We start from the raw sequence: 18,695 nt of genomic DNA, 5'->3' as shown, positions 1-18,695 counted from the left end.
TTACTGTTTTTAACAACGGCGCAAAAATGCGTCCGTTGTCTGATGATTTTTTAAATGAGGCTTTAAACATGGTACCTGTGGTCGCGCTTGTCGGGCGCCCTAACGTTGGCAAATCCACGTTATTTAACCGTCTAACTCGCACCCGAGATGCGCTGGTTGCGGATTTCCCGGGTCTGACTCGTGACCGTAAGTACGGTCGTGCGGAAATTGAAGGCCGCGAGTTTATCTGTATTGATACCGGCGGTATTGACGGCACTGAAGACGGTGTCGAAACCCGAATGGCTGAACAGTCATTGTTGGCTATTGAAGAAGCTGACGTTGTGCTGTTCATGGTGGATGCTCGTGCTGGACTGATGCCGGCAGACGAAGCCATTGCCAAACATCTGCGTTCCCGCCAGAAACCCACTTTCCTCGTCGCCAATAAGACTGACGGGCTCGATCCGGACCAGGCGGTTGTCGATTTCTATTCGCTGGGCCTGGGTGAAATCCACCCGATCGCGGCTTCCCATGGTCGTGGTGTTCTCAGTCTGCTGGAACATGTTCTGCTGCCGTGGATGGATGACGTAGCTCCTCAGGAAGAAGTCGATGAAGATGCGGAGTACTGGGCAAAACTCGAAGCTGAAGAAAACGGTGAAGAGGAGCCAGAAGATGATTTCAACCCGCAAGATTTGCCGATTAAACTGGCGATTGTTGGCCGTCCTAACGTAGGTAAGTCCACACTTACTAACCGTATTCTGGGCGAAGACCGCGTTGTGGTTTACGACATGCCGGGAACGACGCGCGACAGTATTTATATCCCGATGGAACGTGATGGTCGTGAATATGTGCTGATTGACACCGCGGGTGTTCGTAAGCGCGGTAAAATTACTGAAGCGGTAGAAAAGTTCTCCGTTATCAAGACGCTGCAGGCGATTGAAGACGCCAACGTAGTGATGTTGGTGATTGACGCACGCGAAGGTATCTCTGACCAGGACTTGTCGCTGCTCGGCTTTATCCTCAATAGTGGGCGCTCACTTGTCATTGTCGTCAACAAATGGGACGGCCTGACGCAGGAAGTGAAAGAGCAGGTAAAAGAGACGCTGGACTTCCGTCTGGGTTTTATCGATTTTGCGCGCGTACACTTCATCTCTGCGCTACACGGTAGCGGTGTGGGTAACCTGTTTGAATCCGTACGTGAAGCGTATGACAGCTCAACGCGTCGCGTCAGTACCGCAATGCTGACTCGCATCATGACCATGGCGGCAGAAGATCATCAGCCACCTCTGGTACGTGGACGTCGTGTGAAGCTGAAATATGCTCACGCCGGTGGTTATAACCCGCCGATTGTGGTGATTCATGGCAACCAGGTGAAAGATCTGCCAGATTCTTACAAACGCTATCTGATGAACTATTTCCGTAAGTCACTGGAAGTGATGGGGACGCCGATCCGTATTCAGTTCAAAGAAGGGGAAAACCCGTTTGCGAACAAACGTAATACACTGACCCCAACCCAGATGCGTAAACGTAAGCGTTTGATTAAGCACATTAAGAAAAGCAAATAATATTTGCTGAGTTCGAAAAAACCGCGCTCGTCGCGGTTTTTTTTTGTTTTTTTAAAGCGTATTTTTGTCTACGCGATGTCAAACACTATTCTTCATTCGCCAAGTTTAAATCTAAGAAAGTAGACAATTGTCGAATTTTCATCTTAAAGTCCTGGGGTTGGTACTAGACAAAACTAGCATCAGGTTATCAAATGGTTAAATTATTCTTCACCGCATGTAAAAAATCGGCCAGATAAGTAACTGGCTGGCGTACATCGCGGTGTTTATAAGCACAACGACATACCTTTTCGGGAGAATTATGCAATCCTCTGTTAATCAAAAAGAAAGCCGAACGTTCCTCGGTCATCCTTATCCGCTCGGCTCACTGTTCTTCACTGAGATGTGGGAACGTTTTTCGTTTTACGGTATTCGTCCGCTACTGATCCTGTTTATGGCCGCCACCGTTTATGATGGCGGCATGGGGCTGGCACGTGAAAATGCCTCAGCGATTGTCGGTATCTTTGCCGGCACCATGTATCTCGCCGCGTTGCCTGGCGGGTGGCTGGCGGACAACTGGCTCGGTCAGCAGAAAGCAGTCTGGTATGGTTCTATCCTGATTGCGCTTGGCCACCTGTCGATTGCGCTCTCAGCCGTAATGGGTGACAACCTGTTCTTTATCGGCCTGATGTTCATCGTGCTCGGCTCCGGCCTGTTCAAGACCTGTATCTCTGTTATGGTCGGTACGCTGTACAAAAAAGGCGATGCGCGACGTGACGGCGGTTTTTCACTGTTCTACATGGGCATCAACATAGGCTCCTTCATTGCTCCATTGATCTCCGGCTGGCTGATTAAAAGCCATGGCTGGCACTGGGGCTTTGGTATTGGCGGGATAGGGATGCTGGTAGCATTGCTCATCTTCCGTATCTTTGCTGTGCCAGCAATGACACGTTACGACAGTGAAGTCGGACTGGATTCCACCTGGAACAGTCCGGTGGTGAAGAGAAAAGGTGTGGGCGCGTGGTTGCTGGCACTGGCAGCAGGTGTGGCAATTGTTGTTACGTTGATCGCCCAGGGCGTGATTGTGATTAACCCGGTCGCAGTAGCCAGCATGCTGGTGTACGTGATTGCGGCATCCGTTGCCCTCTACTTTATCTACCTGTTCTTCTTTGCCGGATTGAACCGTAAAGAGCGTGCCAGACTGCTGGTTTGCTTTATTCTGCTGATTTCTGCTGCATTCTTCTGGTCGGCGTTCGAGCAAAAGCCAACCTCATTCAACCTGTTCGCCAACGACTACACTAACCGTATGATTGGCGATTTTGAAATCCCGGCAGTCTGGTTCCAGTCGATCAATGCGCTGTTTATCATCCTGCTGGCACCCGTGTTCAGCTGGGCGTGGCCGAAGCTGGCCAGCATGAACATTCGCCCGAGCAGTATCACCAAATTCGTTATTGGCATTCTCTGTGCTGCGGCGGGCTTTGGTCTGATGATGATGGCGGCGGAAAACGTGCTGAGTAACGGCGGTGCGGGCGTTTCACCTTTCTGGCTGGTGGGCAGTATCCTGATGCTGACTCTCGGCGAACTGTGCCTGAGTCCGATTGGTCTGGCTACTATGACGCTGCTGGCACCAGAAAGAATGCGTGGTCAGATGATGGGACTGTGGTTCTGCGCCAGTGCGCTGGGTAACCTGGCGGCGGGCCTGATTGGTGGTCACGTGAAGGCCGATCAGCTAGATATGCTGCCGGATCTGTTTGCGCGCTGCTCCATTGCGCTGCTTATCTGTGCCGCAGTACTGATTGTTCTCATTGTTCCGGTACGCCGCATGCTGGAGAATGTGCAGACTAAACCGGCAACCAACACCTGATAAAACCTCAACTTTGTCGGGGCAGGTGTTATGCCCCGGCAATTCAATCGATGAGGTGAGTACATGCTGTTAGGGTTTGTTGGGCTTGGCGCAGTGGTTGAAACGGCATATTTGCCCACAATACGAAACCTCTTCGGGAATTCAGCCAGTTGTCTCGGATTTGATGTGCAACCTGTAAAGCAGCCAGAAGGTGTGACACGCTGCTCGTCACTCGCTGAACTTTTAACCCAGCCTCTTGATACGTTGTTTGTCACGACCGCATCCCTTCACCATCTTGAAGTTCTTGAACTGGCGCTGGCCTCACCCATATCACGCATAGTGGTCGAAAAACCGATTGTCGCTACGCTTCCTCAAATAGAAAAACTGAAAACGTTACTTGCGGTGCCCGGCGTCGCGTCTCGTGTGTTGGCGCTCGATCACTGGATGGCACGCACCGGCGCGATGCAACTGGCATTGGGGAAACTCGATCCGCAGTGGCGCGGTGATAACCGCCCGCAGGCTCTTATCTCTCGTTTTTCCGACATCGTCAGAATCGAAGGTTTTTTGCAGGAGCCGAGTGGATTTAACGCAACAGGGGAGCCAATAGCGCTCAACTTTGCTACTGGTGAGCCGGATACACGCGAACTTCGCCATCCGGATGGCGTGATACTGGATATTGGTACGCATGTGCTGGCGATGCTGCGTGAAACAGTGCGTTACCTGGGGGGAAATGACGACATCACGTTGCAAGTTATGAAGGCCAAAGACCGTCCTGGACGTGATATTAGCCAGGGCGATCTGCACACCGCAGAGGGAGAGGCTCATCTCCAGGGGCAAATTAGCGGTATTGCGCTGGATATCTGGCTAAACAAATACGCGGGTCCGGCTGGTGGACAAAAAGGTTTGCGACTTCATTTAAGTGATGGACGAATCATCAGCTATGACCGACGTGGCGTAGAAGATGCACTTGAACTTATTGATGGTGACACTGTGCTGCGCTGGAGTCTTCCAGGTACGATTTACGCTCATTGCCTGGCAGAGCACATTCTGGGGGCGCAAAGTCTGTTTGAACGCAGCCCGCAAGAGGTGGGGCGCACGACACAACGCAGGCTTGAAGAAGTCGAGCACTTGCTAACGTTGCAGCAACAGTTGCGTGGGCCACATTAAGTGTATCGTGTTAATATCAAAGCAATAATGAATTCCCTGTAAGGAGTCTCCATGTCGATTAACTGCCCGGATTGTCATGCTCAACTGGAACCACAAAACGGTGTGGCACACTGTGAGCGCTGCAATAAAGATGTCCAACTGGAGGCGCATTGCCCGGAGTGCCATCAGCCACTCCAGGTACTAAAAGCCTGCGGTGCAGTGGATTATTTTTGCCAGAATGGCCATGGGCTCATCTCTAAAAAACGTGTGGAGTTTATTGCACGTTGACTGAATGATTTTAATCAGATGTCATTATGTCCCGAAATATTCATTTTATGAATATTTCGGGACAAGGATGAATATAATCTTAAAAAACGTGTTTAGTTATTTTTAAGAATTAATTTAGGTTTTCTGAAGTGCATGTTTTCGTAGTTCCATAATATAATATTAATGAGGCTGATTAATTTCATATTAATAATGGAAGCCTTAATTCATAGGGATATATTATGGTGCAATGGATGCGCTTTATTATTTTTATGCTCATTTCTGGTGCGGCATATGCAGTACCGGAGACATCTGCGAACAAGGGTGAGTCCTCTTCTGATAATTCATTTCCCGATTTGGCAAGTGAATCCACGCAGGAAGAACAAGAACACAAAAAAAGTTCACTTAAAGAGCAAAGTGCCGACTATGTCATGGGGTCTGCGACACAGGGATTTACGAACCTTACTCCTGAAGCACTGGAGTCGCAGGCCAGAAGCTATCTGCAAGGGCAGATAACCTCAACGGCTCAATCCTCTCTTGAGGGGCTGATGTCTCCTTATGGTAAGGTGCGAACCAATTTGTCTGTTGGAGAAGGCGGTGATCTGGACGGTTCTTCAATCGATTATTTCGTTCCCTGGTATGAGACCCGGCGTACTGTTTATTTCAGTCAATTTTCAACCCAGCGAAAAGATGATCGTACTATTGGAAATATGGGGTTTGGTGTAAGACATGATTTAAATGAATGGCTGCTGGGTGCAAATATATTTTATGATTATGATTTTACCCGTGGGCATCGTCGACTTGGTTTAGGCGCAGAAGCATGGGCAGATTATTTAAAACTCTCCGGAAATTATTATCACCCGCTTTCAGACTGGAAAGATTCTGAAGATTTGGATTTCTATGAAGAGCGACCGGCGCGTGGCTGGGATGTTCGCGCAGAAGCCTGGCTGCCCGCGTATCCTCAGTTTGGCGGCAACATTGTTTATGAGCAGTACTACGGTAATGAAGTTGCCCTTTTCGGGAGCGACAATTTAGAAAAGGATCCTCAGGCTATTACGCTGGGCCTGAACTATCAGCCTGTTCCATTACTGACCATCAGTACGGATTACAAAGCCGGTACGGGTGACAACAACGATCTCGCCATCAATGCTGCACTGAGCTACCAGTTCGGCGTGCCTCTAAAAGATCAACTCAATGCAGACAATGTGAAAGCATCGCATTCGCTAAAGGGGAGCCGTCATGATTTTGTCGAACGTAACAATTTTATTGTGCTGGAATATCGTGAGAAAGCACCACTAGACGTCACGCTATGGCTGAAAGCTGATGCAACTAATGCGCATCCGGAGTGTGTGATTAAGGATTCCCCGGAAGAAGCCATCGGGCTGGAGAAATGCAAATGGACGATCAACGCGCTTATTAGCCATCACTACAAAATCATAGCTGCATCCTGGCAAGCGAAAAACAACGCCGCGCGTACGTTGGTTATGCCAGTCATCAAAGAAGAGGCGATCACCGAAGGTAACAATAACCACTGGAATTTGACGCTGCCTGCCTGGCAGTACAGTTCTGACGAAGCGGAACAGCAGAGGATCAATACCTGGCGAGTACGGTTGACGCTGGAAGATGAAAAGGGCAACCGACAAAACTCCGGCGTGGTTGACATAACCGTTCAACAGGATCGCAAAATCGAACTTATCGTCAATAATATTTCCAGCGTACCGGATGAGAACAATCACAACCATGATGCCCGTGCTCAGGCAGATGGTGTCGATGGCGTAGTGGTTGATCTTGACGTTACCGACAGTTTTGGTGATGGCACTGACAGCAAGGGGAATCCTTTGCCGGATGATAACCTTAGTCCGGAACTGTATGACGCGAACGATAAAAAAATCAGCCTGGCGAAGAAATCCTGTCCAGGTGAAACGCTCTGTGTATTTATTGCGGCACAAGATAAAGAGAAAGGTACTCTCACGCTGGCCAGTACGCTGGCGGGTACTTTCCGCTGGAAAGTTAAAGCACAGCCTTACAACGACAGTAACTATATCAATGTGACGTTTTTTGATGCCGGCTCAGGGGAATTAAATGCGCTTATTTATCGGATTGGCGCGGCTAAACCTGTGAATTTAATCGGCAGTAAAGAGCCTCTTCTTCTCGATAGTACCTACCGTTTTATTCTTTGGCGCGATGCCAACAAAGATAGTCACTTCCAGCAGTCAGAAAAATTAAGCGACAACGAAATGGCGCAATATGACTACCGTTGGCAATTCACCGGACAGAGCGCGCATGGTGAAACGGGAGCCCAGGCTAATACCGATAATAAAGATATGGTTATTCCTGCCAGCAATCGAGAGGCAGCACAGATGTTTGGTGCGGGGGCCGGTGATGGGGTGCAAGGCTATGGGCTGCGCGTCATGTATCGCAAGAGATGAAATGGGCGTAATGGCCGATCGGCCAGCAGCTGAAGTTTAACTAAGGAGAGTAAATATGCAGCAGGAAACAAAACAGCATTTGACCAAAGTCGCGCTGGCATTGGCTTTAGCGGGTTATTGTGCAGTGCCAGCGATAGCGGCAGATGGGCAACTGAAAGCCGGGCAATGGCAGTCAGTGACAGAGAATACCGGGAGCATTCAAGGGACGGTGCCGTGGATCACCCGAAGCGCGACAGATATTGCCGATACTGATAAAGCGCATGTCACTGTTACTGTTGATCGCGGCAGTCGTACAGTCAGCTCTGAAGGTGACAGGCAGTTCCATGTCGGCGACAAAGTGACGATAAACTGGGCCATTGGCGATGAGCAGGGTGACCTGGATAACAATAACACAGCGACAAAAGCAACCGTGCAGTGGATGAGTTACAGCGATCAGTCTGGTGCAGATCCTCAGGAGATCGGTTCGAAAGGCAGCGATAGCTACACGATTGTAGACGCGGATGCAGATCGCTATATCGGTATCAAAATAACACCGACAACAACCACCGGCGATCCTAATGTGGCACAGGAGATTTTGCTGAACGATTTGTCAGCCAATACGGGGGGGGGATCGGACAGCGATGATATCCCAGAGGGCCCGGTATTTGATGATGCAGTGCATGCTGTTATCTATGAAACCGGCTCAACCACCAATCTGCTTGGCACAACCACCAAACTTAAAACCAATACCACCTATAAGGTCCTGCTGTGGAAAGATAAAGCGGGGGGAACGCCTGATAAATACGATACGGGCGAAGAGGTTACCAACCAGTATAACTATCGCTGGCGGTTCACCGGCACCAGCTTGCAGTTGGGTACAGCGGGTGGGTTGGTCAATCCAGGCAACAACAACCAGGATCTGGTTATTCCGCTTACCAATGCCGAAGCGAAGGCAGCTTTCGATTATACCGGAGATGGCATCACCATTGGCAACGACGGTGTTCAGGGCTACGGTTTGTCTATCGATTTCCAGCGCAAGTAACATCAATAAATGTCATCCCTTATGGGATGGCATTTTCCATACGTTTTGCTTAGCGAAAGCCTCTAATCAAAACGTATTGAAAAAAGATGATGAAAAGGTGGTTTTTACTCATGGATGGGTATCAGAAGCTTGCTAAATGGATGATTTTTTTGTTGCTTACTCCTGCGGTGATATTCCCTTCACAGGCGGCGTTAAAAGGAGGGCAATGGATACAACCAGGGATTTCAACCGGGGTGATCAACGGCACCAGCCCCTTTGCCGATAGTGCCAGCGTGCCGGTCTATCAGGGCAGCGTCCAACTTGATCCCACCACAGAGCACGCGGTCGCTTTTGATGCAATGCCCAGGGACTTTAGCGTGGATGCAACAGCTACCAGTATGGTGCTTATTAACCCGCGCGATACGGAGGGCGACATCTTCGGTAGTCCACCCATGCTACGTTGGGCAAATCAGACTCTGCCCGCTGTTTCACTGGTCTGGACTGAAGCCGCTACGCCGGATGTACCGCTCAACCCGCAACCCCGGCCGGATCGTTCCTTCTGTGCACAAAATCTGGCAGGACATAAACTGGCAGCGATCCCACAGTTTGATCCGAATGAAAGCTTACCCTCACTGGATCTGTTCACGTTGACCGGTACACCAAATCAAGGTCCGGTTGTACTCAGCGAAAAGCTGGTGACGTTGAATATTGCGCCAGCGCAGGGCGATCTGGTTACCGTGAACGTTGCTGGCTATGACGACACGCTTAACGCTGCGAAAGCCAAAGTCGGTGATGCCATTACGTTGATCGTCACCACGAAAGATTGCCAGGGAAATCCCGCGGGCAATATTCCATTTATCATCAAGCGCGGTGATGCAAAAAACCGTCAGGGTGTGGTGAACAATGCCGGGCCGGTAATGCTGGAGACCACGGAGCTGACCACCTCCGAGACGGAATATCATGGCACTACCAATGCCAGTGGTGTGGCGATGGTGAAGGTGACGCAGCAGAATGGTCCGGGGGTTAAAACATCTCTGACTGTCCATTTGCCGGGGATCGCACAGACCAGCGAAACTGCAGTGATCTTCACCGTCCTTACCAGCCCCGATGTATCGCAGGCTAACATGTGGGGCCATATGGAAGACACATTGACGACGCAGCAGTACACCTTTACCCGCCCGAAACTGGCGGCTGAAGTGAGCAATGAAGACGGTACGGTTGAGGATCACAACGAAACCTGGTCGACATTTATCTGGAGCGGGGCTGATAAACACTGCGCTATTCTGCCAGGGATGCGCCAGTTCGGCGCGCTGGCAACGGTGGTTCTAACCTCCATTCAGGAAGTCGCAGGCTGGCCGATGCAGGGTAACTACTACTGGTCATCTCTGGCTGGTATTACCGGGCAGCATCATGCGGCAGACGTGTCTGACCGCAGCGAAGCGCAAAAGCCGGACAGCACAAAGTTTATCGTGAGCTGCGTGGATAAAACGGAGCCTGATGTCGAGCCGGAGCTTACGCTGACGCTGGAACAGTATGATAAGAGTCTACAGGCGACGAAAGTGCAGGTGGGCGAACAGGTTGCCATGCGTCTGTCCATTACCGATAAGAAAGATAACAATCAGCCGCTGTCATACTACTACTTCTCGCTGCATCTGGATGATGGCGTCAACCGCAAGGGCGAAACCAGTCCGGACTGGGAGATTCACCCGGTACAGCTCACGGGCGACAGTAATTTGCGGAAGATGGACGAGCACAACTATGAGGGGATGACCGACGTCAATGGCCAGGCGACTGTGCTGCTGACGAACGCCGGTGGCGCTGGGGTAAAAACGCATATCAGGGCGAAGATGCGCAGCAACTTTACCGCCACGGACGTAAAAGACGTGATCTTCACCGTCGTCACCAGCCCGGACAGCTCATATGCCCGAATGTGGGGACATATGAGCAATGGGATTATGGAAGCGGGTCATCTCTACAAACGCCCACGTTTGGTGGATGAAACGACTAACGAAGTCGGTTCGGTGCGTGAAAATAACGAGGACTGGGCGCTGTTTGATCAAGGCACCAGCATGGAGACAGAATGCGGTGCCGGACATATTCCTGAACAACGCTCTCTGGAAAGCTTATATGCAGACCACCAGGAAAACACCATCAGTACCGAACACGGCTGGCCGACGGCAAAGCAGGATTATCTGACGGCCGTGGCGCAACCTGACACGCATGTCTCCGTTGACCTGGGGAGCGGGGCGGTCGATTCCTATTCAGGGCTTAAGCCAAACTACCTCACCTGTTCTGCCGACGAGCTGATAGCGAAAGTGGTCGTCGATACCGACAAAGATACTGCGCCGGACTCAAAACTTGCCAAAGCGAAGGTCGGTGAAAAAATCACTATGACGGTGCATACCGTCAATGCTGCCAATAATGCGCCAGTCCCTAATGCGGCTTTTACGATTACCAAAGGAATGGGGCTTGATCGGGCTGGTCAGGCGTCAGGCTACACCGATCCGACCAGTGGTGTTATCACCGTGAACGGCACACAGTACGGTACCGGGGAGACATCAACAGTCTATTCCGGCTCCACAGATGCGCAGGGGATCGCTACGATAGAAATTGAACAGCCGCAGGGGGTGGGTTTAAGAACACCGCTTACCGTTATGCCGGTCAATTCCTCCCTGCCGAATACCGTTAATTACTCCGTCGTTTTTACCGTCCCAACCAGCCCGGATGTTTCCGGCGCGCAAATGTGGGGGCATATGGATGACACCATTCATGTCGGCTCCCTGACCTTTGAACGCCCGAAATTAGCCTCAGAAGTGGCAGGCGAGCAGAGTTCGCTAACCGAAAATAATGAAATCTGGGCGCGTGTTGCGCAGGCAGATATCGACGATATCTCTGCAGGCGGTTGCGAACCGAATAAGGTACCGGGCAGAACGCAGCTGGCCGCGCTATACGATGCCAACAGCAATAACGCCATTCAGGCCGTACACGGCTGGCCGACCCAACGCGAGGAATACTGGAGTAGCACACCAGCCGATAAAGTACCGCATCTCTACGCCACCTGGCTGAACAACGGCACGCTGGTAAATAACAACAGCTCACCCGTCTATATGAGCTGTCTGACCACCGCGAATCCCTCTGCTCAGAACATCACCCTGGAGGTGGTGGATCAGGCGCAGTGGAGTAGTTCACTGAACGCCGCGAAGCTAAAAAAGGGCGAAACGTTACAGGTGAAGGTGACGATAAAAGATGCGGCAGGCAATCCGATGCCGGATATGCCATTTACCCTTAATCGTGGCGATGGATATACCCGATCCAATGAAAAACACATTGCCGGTAGCGGTGACGGCATTGTTGCTCCGGTGGTGGTGGAAGGAACTTCGCTGAACGATGTTGCAACGCTCTACACCAGCATAACTGGCAATGATGGCAGCAAAATTCTTACTATTACCCGGCCAGACACCCACGGCACCAAAACGGCTATCACTGCTACGCTTTACTCTGATCCGACCAAAAAAGCCTCCATAGATACTATTTTCACCGTGCCCACCAGCCCGGATACCAGTAAAGCGAAAATGTGGGGCCATATGCCGCAAACGTTAGTGGCAGACGGTATAACTTTTAAGCGCCCAATCTTATTTGCTGAACTTACGGGTAATCCCGGCAATAAACGTAAAGGGCCGGAGGAAGATAACGAAATCTGGGCGCTGTTTACCGAAGCGCAGGCGGAGAAGAGCAGCAATGGTGGCTGCGGGGCGGCATATATTCCCAATGTGGATTCGCTGTCAGGTTTATCAGGTAGCTGGAGAGGGCATGAGGTTGATGGCTGGCCTGTCCTGAAAAACTATGGCTCCAGCTCTGCGAATCCCGCAAATTCAGGGGATCGACGATACAAAAGCGTCCAGCTCAGTAATGCAACCAGTACCGTCCTGTCTGCAAGTGACATGAGATATATGACCTGCCAGACCACAGCTAATTTGATGGTGGCAAAGGTTGAGCTGACTTCGAGTGATACGGTTAAAATTGACGGCTACGATGTGGTTAAAGTCAAAACCGATGAACCAGACAACCATGAGCGCGCAATCTTTAAGGTGACCACGCGTGACAGTAAGGGCAACCTTTTGGGAAATGCGCCCTTCATGATTAATCATGGCGTAACGGTAAACCGCCAGGGCATTGAATGGCATGATTATCAGTCAGTGCTGATTTGGGTCACAGATAATGCCAGTCAGGGTGGGGGGTTGATGACCGATGATAATTTTTACGGTGTTTCCGGCCCCGACGGTACCGTCATGCTGGACGTTTACCAGACTGGCAGGGGGCAGGGTGTCAGAATACCACTGCAGGCGACACTGGATGATGGAAGTACTGCATCGCAAACACTAAGCGCCGTTTTTACCACGCTCACAAGCCCGGACACCCCAGAAGCGAACTTCTGGGGCCATATGCCGGAAACGTTCACCAGTAGCGCTGGCGTGAAGTTCCGACGTCCGCAGCTCAAAGCTGAACTGTCGGGGGCATCCTTTATCACTATTAATCGTGAGGATTGGGTGAAGCCGTCGGGAGTCAATAAATCAGACAGCAGCCAGTCAGGGTGTAACGAGGAGTATCAGCCGCTGCGCAGTGAACTACAGGTTTTGTATAACGATCACCCGAACTCGAAGATAGAAACAGACCTGGGGTTGCCGCTTCTCTCTGGGGCTAACTGGTGGGCGTATGACCAGGTGCAATCGGGAAGTAAATGGGATAACCAGTCTATCAGTTTCATTGACGGTAAGTGGCGACAGGATGTCAGTACGACAATCACAAACCTGATTCTTTGTCTGGTGGATCCACATCCTAAAGCGGAAATGATTGAACTGACCTCGACGGCGTTTGATACAGGTACTCAGGCTGCGAAAGCGAAAAAAGGAGACGCTCTGCCCGTCACCGTAACGGTGAAAGATAGTGCCGGGAAAACGGTGCCAAATGTCGCCTTTACTCTGACGCGTGGTGATGCCTTGCCCCGGAATGTGGGAGAAACGCTGTACGGCGACGTAGATGCGATGGATGATCTCACCGTTCAGCCGCCATCCGGTGCTGCGGTTACACTTGCCGACAGCGGTAACTCAGTAAAAGGTACTACCGGAGCAGACGGTACGGCGACCTTTACGATTAAGCAGAACAATACGCCGGGGTATAAAACGACGCTGAAAGTTACGCTCGATAATAACGCCAGTATTAACGCGACGCTGGACGCCATTTTTACCGTGGTCACCAGCCCGAACGTAGCGTCGGCAAATTTCTGGGGACACATGCCGGATACGGTTACAGTAAATGGCAAACAGTTGCATCGGCCATTACTGACGTCTGAAATGCGCTCAGGCTTTACCGCACCGCTCAGCCTGAATCTGGATAATGAGCACTGGGTGCTGGCCTATACCCACAATACCGGTCAGTACGATTTGGCTGCGCAATGTGGCAGCTTGAGCGATGCACCTGATATCAACGACTTGAACGCCTTGCACAACCAGATGAGTAGCACTGGCTGGCCAACAACGCCGAGCTATCTCTATTTATCTAATACGACGAGTTCGAGTTACTTCTGTGGATACAATGAATCCAACGGGACGGAGAACTGCATTGTTCATCCGGCAACGGACAAAGGTTTCGCCACCTGCATACAGTAACGTTTACGGTCAGTGAATTTAGCTTACTTTGCGCGAACGTGGTTTTTTGAGCGGGGTGATTTTTTTCACCTCGCTTTCCACCCAGCCATCGCTAAGGCGTGTTGTGAGCGTTTCGCCGGGTTTTACCTGCTTCGCTTTTGTCAGAGCCTTTCCGTCCGTTGCGGTAGTGACACTGTATCCTCGCGCCAGCGTTGCCAGTGGGCTGACGGCTTCCAGATGTGTTACCGCATTGCCAAAACGTTCGCGTGTTGCACTCATTTGTGCGCGGACGAGCTCTGCCAGACGATACTCGAGCTGTTGGATACGCGTCTGCCCGCGATGAATACGCGGCTGCGGGTTTTGCTGGTTCAGTCGCTGTGCCAGTCGCTGCTGTTGCTGACTGGCACGTTTGAGCTGGTTTTCCAGCGCAAAACTCATGCGTTTTTGCAGGCGATCCAGCGTGGTTTGCTGACGTGCCAGGCGTAGCTGAGGGTGTTGTTGCTGTAAGCGGTGATGAATCTGGGTAAAGCGACGACTGCGATTAGCGAGAAAATAATCCATCGCCATTTCCAGACGCTGTTGTGCGGACTGCACCTGGCGTAGTAATTCCTGCTGGTTGCGGCTTACCACTTCGGCAGCGGCTGACGGCGTTGGCGCACGCAGGTCACCAACAAAATCGGCGATGGTTACATCGGTTTCATGGCCGACGGCGCTGACTACCGGAATGCGGCTGGCAAAAATTGCCCGTGCTACACGTTCGTCGTTAAAGCTCCATAAATCTTCCAGCGAACCGCCGCCCCGACCAACGATCAATACGTCGCACTCGCTACGCGCATTCGCCAGTTCAATGGCGCGAACAATTTGAGCAGGCGCTTCATCACCCTGAACGGCAGTCGGATAGATGATAACGGGCAGGGAAGGATCGCGTCGTTTCAACACGTGGAGAATATCGTGCAATGCGGCCCCGGTTTTCGAGGTGATCACGCCGACGCAATGGGCCGGAGAGGGCAGAGGTTGCTTATGCTGCTGATCGAACAGCCCTTCAGCCTGAAGTTTGGCTTTGAGTTGCTCATATTTTTGCTGTAACAAGCCTTCACCCGCAGGCTGCATGCTTTCAACAATAATCTGATAGTCGCCGCGCGGTTCATACAACGTAATGTTGGCGCGAACCAGCACCTGCTGTCCGTGCTGCGGGCGAAAGGTTACACGGCGGTTGCTGTTGCGGAACATCGCACAGCGTACCTGGGCACCATCGTCTTTTAAGGTGAAGTACCAGTGACCTGATGAGGGCTGGGTAAAGTTAGATATTTCGCCGCTGATCCATACCTGCCCCATTTCTTGCTCGAGCAGCAGACGCACCGTCTGGTTAAGGCGACTTACGGTAAAAATTGAAGAGGTCTGGGAGGATAACATGTGAGCGGGATCAAATTCTAAATCAGCAGGTTATTCAATCGATAGTAACCCGCCCACAGGGGATCGCAAGGTTTTTTTGCAAAAAAGTGTGGATGCAATCGGTTACGCTCTGTATAATGCCACGGCAATATTTATTAACCACTCTGGTCGAGATATTGCCCATGCTACGTATTGCCAAAGAAGCCCTGACGTTTGACGACGTCCTCCTCGTTCCCGCTCATTCCACCGTTCTGCCGAATACTGCTGATCTCAGCACGCAGCTGACGAAAACCATTCGTCTGAATATTCCTATGCTCTCCGCAGCCATGGATACCGTGACTGAAGCGCGCCTTGCAATTGCACTGGCACAGGAAGGCGGCATCGGTTTTATCCACAAAAACATGTCCATTGAGCGCCAGGCGGAAGAAGTTCGCCGTGTGAAGAAACATGAATCAGGCGTAGTGACTGATCCTCAGACTGTATTGCCAACCACAACTCTGCGCGAAGTGAAAGAACTGACTGAGCGTAACGGTTTTGCGGGCTACCCGGTTGTGACTGAAGATAACGAACTTGTCGGTATCATTACCGGTCGCGACGTGCGTTTTGTAACCGACCTCAACCAGCCAGTTAGTGTTTACATGACGCCGAAAGAGCGTCTGGTGACTGTGCGCGAAGGTGAAGCGCGTGATGTTGTATTTGCCAAAATGCACGAAAAACGCGTTGAGAAAGCGTTGGTTGTTGACGATGGTTTCCACCTGATTGGCATGATCACCGTAAAAGATTTCCAGAAAGCTGAGCGTAAACCTAACGCCTGTAAAGATGAGCATGGTCGTCTGCGTGTAGGTGCTGCAGTAGGTGCTGGCGCAGGTAACGAAGAGCGTGTTGACGCGCTGGTTGCCGCGGGCGTTGACGTTCTGCTGATTGACTCCTCTCACGGCCATTCTGAAGGTGTGTTGCAGCGTATTCGCGAAACGCGTGCCAAATACCCGAATCTGCAAATCATCGGCGGTAACGTAGCGACTGGCGCAGGTGCACGCGCCCTGGCAGAGGCTGGCGTAAGCGCAGTGAAGGTAGGGATCGGTCCTGGCTCTATCTGTACTACTCGTATTGTTACCGGCGTAGGTGTTCCGCAGATTACTGCGGTTTCTGACGCGGTTGAAGCGCTGGAAGGCACTGGTATTCCGGTTATCGCCGACGGCGGTATCCGTTTCTCTGGCGATATCGCCAAAGCTATCGCCGCTGGTGCTGCTGCTGTCATGGTTGGATCCATGCTGGCAGGTACTGAAGAATCTCCGGGCGAGATTGAACTGTACCAGGGCCGTTCTTACAAATCTTACCGTGGTATGGGTTCTCTGGGTGCGATGTCCAAAGGGTCTTCCGACCGTTATTTCCAGAGCGATAACGCCGCTGACAAACTGGTTCCGGAAGGTATCGAAGGTCGCGTAGCCTATAAAGGCCGCCTGAAAGAGATCATCCACCAGCAGATGGGCGGCCTGCGCTCCTGTATGGGCCTGACCGGTTGTGGTACTATCGACGAGCTGCGCACTAAAGCAGAATTTGTACGCATCAGTGGTGCCGGTATTCAGGAAAGTCACGTTCACGATGTGACCATCACCAAAGAGTCCCCTAACTACCGCATGGGCTCCTGATATGTTTCCGCGCCTGGCTATATGCCAGGCGAATTTGTTTCACTTGCCTCGGAATTAGCGTCAATGACAGACAATATTCATAAACATCGCATTCTCATCCTGGATTTCGGATCGCAATACACTCAGTTGGTGGCTCGTCGCGTACGTGAACTGGGCGTCTACTGTGAACTGTGGGCATGGGATGTTACGGAAGCACAAATTCGCGAATTCAACCCAAGCGGTATTATTCTTTCTGGCGGGCCTGAGAGCACTACCGAAGACAACAGTCCGCGCGCGCCGCAGTACGTGTTCGAAGCTGGTGTACCGGTATTTGGTGTCTGTTACGGTATGCAGACCATGGCGATGCAGCTTGGCGGTCATGTAGAAAGCTCAACCGAGCGTGAGTTCGGCTATGCGCAGGTGGAAGTGAAAACCGACAGTGCCCTGATCCACGGCATCGAAGACTCCCTGACAGCAGACGGCAAACCGCTGCTGGACGTGTGGATGAGCCACGGCGATAAAGTGACGGCAATTCCTTCTGACTTCGTCACCGTTGCCAGCACTGAAACCTGTCCGTTCGCTATTATGGCAAACGAAGAAAAACGTTTTTACGGCGTGCAGTTCCACCCGGAAGTTACCCACACTCGTCAGGGCCTGCGTATGCTGGAGCGTTTTGTTCGCGACATCTGCCAGTGTGAAGCTCTGTGGACGCCGGCAAAAATCATTGATGACGCCGTTGCCCGTATTCGTGAGCAGGTTGGCGACGATAAAGTGATCCTCGGCCTGTCCGGCGGTGTTGACTCCTCCGTTACCGCAATGCTGTTGCACCGTGCAATCGGTAAGAACCTGACCTGCGTATTTGTTGATAACGGCCTGCTGCGCCTGAATGAAGCTGAGCAGGTGATGGACATGTTTGGTGACCACTTTGGTCTGAATATCGTTCACGTCCCGGCAGAAGAACGCTTCCTGAGCGCGCTGAAAGGCGAGAACGATCCAGAAGCTAAACGTAAAATCATCGGTCGCGTATTCGTCGAAGTGTTTGACGAAGAAGCCCTGCGTCTGGAAGACGTGAAGTGGCTGGCGCAGGGGACAATCTACCCTGACGTGATTGAATCTGCCGCTTCTGCAACCGGTAAAGCACACGTTATCAAATCTCACCACAACGTGGGCGGTTTGCCGAAAGAGATGAAAATGGGCCTCGTTGAACCGCTGAAAGAGCTGTTCAAAGACGAAGTGCGTAAGATTGGTCTGGAGCTGGGTCTGCCGTACGACATGCTGTACCGTCACCCGTTCCCGGGGCCAGGTCTGGGCGTGCGCGTACTGGGCGAAGTGAAGAAAGAGTACTGCGACCTGCTGCGTCGTGCGGATGCTATCTTCATTGAAGAGCTGCACAAAGCTGACCTGTACAACAAGGTAAGCCAGGCGTTCACTGTGTTCCTGCCGGTTCGTTCGGTTGGCGTTATGGGCGATGGCCGTAAGTACGACTGGGTTGTTTCCCTGCGTGCTGTTGAAACTATCGACTTTATGACCGCTCACTGGGCGCACCTGCCGTATGATTTCTTAGGCCGTGTTTCCAACCGTATCATCAACGAAGTGAACGGTATTTCCCGCGTAGTGTATGACATTAGCGGTAAGCCGCCAGCTACGATTGAGTGGGAATAACACCTACTTTTACCTGATTCTGAACAGGTAGTAACACGCTTAAAGCCCTCTGTTTTTACAGAGGGCTTTTTAATTTCAGCACGGCTTCGTTGCCGTCGTAAGAGCAACGCCACATCGAAATATGAGGAGTAGATTCACAGGGGGTGAGCATTTAGTAACGCTGACGTCT

Annotated in this window: 10 protein-coding genes; 9 read left to right on the top strand and 1 reads right to left on the bottom strand. The window is 51.5% G+C overall.

All coding sequences use genetic code 11. The features are described 5' to 3' along the window. The first annotated feature begins 68 nt into the window (after window positions 1-68). The 7 genes from der to OH663_RS14510 all read left to right on the top strand — a co-directional run bounded on the left by der (window position 69) and on the right by OH663_RS14510 (window position 13,865). The gene (der, locus tag OH663_RS14540) at window positions 69-1,541 is read left to right on the top strand and encodes a ribosome biogenesis GTPase Der (protein ID WP_045449743.1); all 1,473 of its coding nucleotides are present in this window, start codon (window positions 69-71) and stop codon (window positions 1,539-1,541) included. A gap of 298 nt (window positions 1,542-1,839) precedes the next feature. After that, on the top strand, window positions 1,840-3,381 hold the full coding sequence (locus tag OH663_RS14535) for a peptide MFS transporter (RefSeq protein ID WP_045446122.1): 1,542 nt from the start codon (window positions 1,840-1,842) through the stop codon (window positions 3,379-3,381). A 63-nt stretch (window positions 3,382-3,444) separates the two neighbouring features. Further along, entirely contained in the window at window positions 3,445-4,527 is a 1,083-nt protein-coding gene (locus OH663_RS14530; protein ID WP_200010310.1) for a Gfo/Idh/MocA family oxidoreductase, read from the top strand. A 51-nt stretch (window positions 4,528-4,578) separates the two neighbouring features. Continuing rightward, window positions 4,579-4,794 (top strand): zinc ribbon domain-containing protein, encoded by a 216-nt coding sequence (locus OH663_RS14525; protein WP_045446115.1) that lies wholly within the window; start codon window positions 4,579-4,581, stop codon window positions 4,792-4,794. A 218-nt stretch (window positions 4,795-5,012) separates the two neighbouring features. Beyond that, window positions 5,013-7,199 (top strand): intimin-like inverse autotransporter SinH, encoded by a 2,187-nt coding sequence (gene sinH, locus OH663_RS14520; protein ID WP_200010308.1) that lies wholly within the window; start codon window positions 5,013-5,015, stop codon window positions 7,197-7,199. Window positions 7,200-7,254: 55 nt separating this feature from the next. Next, entirely contained in the window at window positions 7,255-8,220 is a 966-nt protein-coding gene (locus OH663_RS14515; RefSeq protein WP_045446108.1) for a SinI family autotransporter-associated protein, read from the top strand. A 110-nt stretch (window positions 8,221-8,330) separates the two neighbouring features. Then, window positions 8,331-13,865, top strand: coding sequence for an adhesion domain-containing protein (locus OH663_RS14510; RefSeq protein WP_200010306.1), 5,535 nt, complete (start codon window positions 8,331-8,333; stop codon window positions 13,863-13,865). A gap of 18 nt (window positions 13,866-13,883) precedes the next feature. On the opposite strand, the gene xseA is transcribed toward OH663_RS14510, so the two are convergent. After that, window positions 13,884-15,257 carry an exodeoxyribonuclease VII large subunit gene (gene xseA / locus OH663_RS14505; protein ID WP_200010305.1) on the bottom strand — a complete coding sequence of 458 codons (1,374 nt, stop codon included), beginning with the start codon at window positions 15,255-15,257 and terminating at the stop codon, window positions 13,884-13,886. 161 nt (window positions 15,258-15,418) lie between these two features. Between xseA and guaB the strand changes: the two genes are divergently transcribed. Together guaB and guaA are read left to right on the top strand one after the other, a co-directional pair. Beyond that, complete coding sequence (gene guaB / locus OH663_RS14500) at window positions 15,419-16,885, top strand: IMP dehydrogenase (protein ID WP_045446098.1); 1,467 nt, start codon at window positions 15,419-15,421, stop codon at window positions 16,883-16,885. Window positions 16,886-16,948: 63 nt separating this feature from the next. Continuing rightward, entirely contained in the window at window positions 16,949-18,526 is a 1,578-nt protein-coding gene (gene guaA, locus OH663_RS14495; protein WP_045446095.1) for a glutamine-hydrolyzing GMP synthase, read from the top strand. Window positions 18,527-18,695: the final 169 nt, after the last annotated feature.

The sequence above is a fragment of the Citrobacter sp. Marseille-Q5395 genome (assembly GCF_947057495.1).
Lineage (GTDB): Bacteria > Pseudomonadota > Gammaproteobacteria > Enterobacterales > Enterobacteriaceae > Citrobacter > Citrobacter murliniae.
Note: the sequence above shows the minus strand (reverse complement) of the source record. Positions and strands in the feature narration are given on the sequence as shown.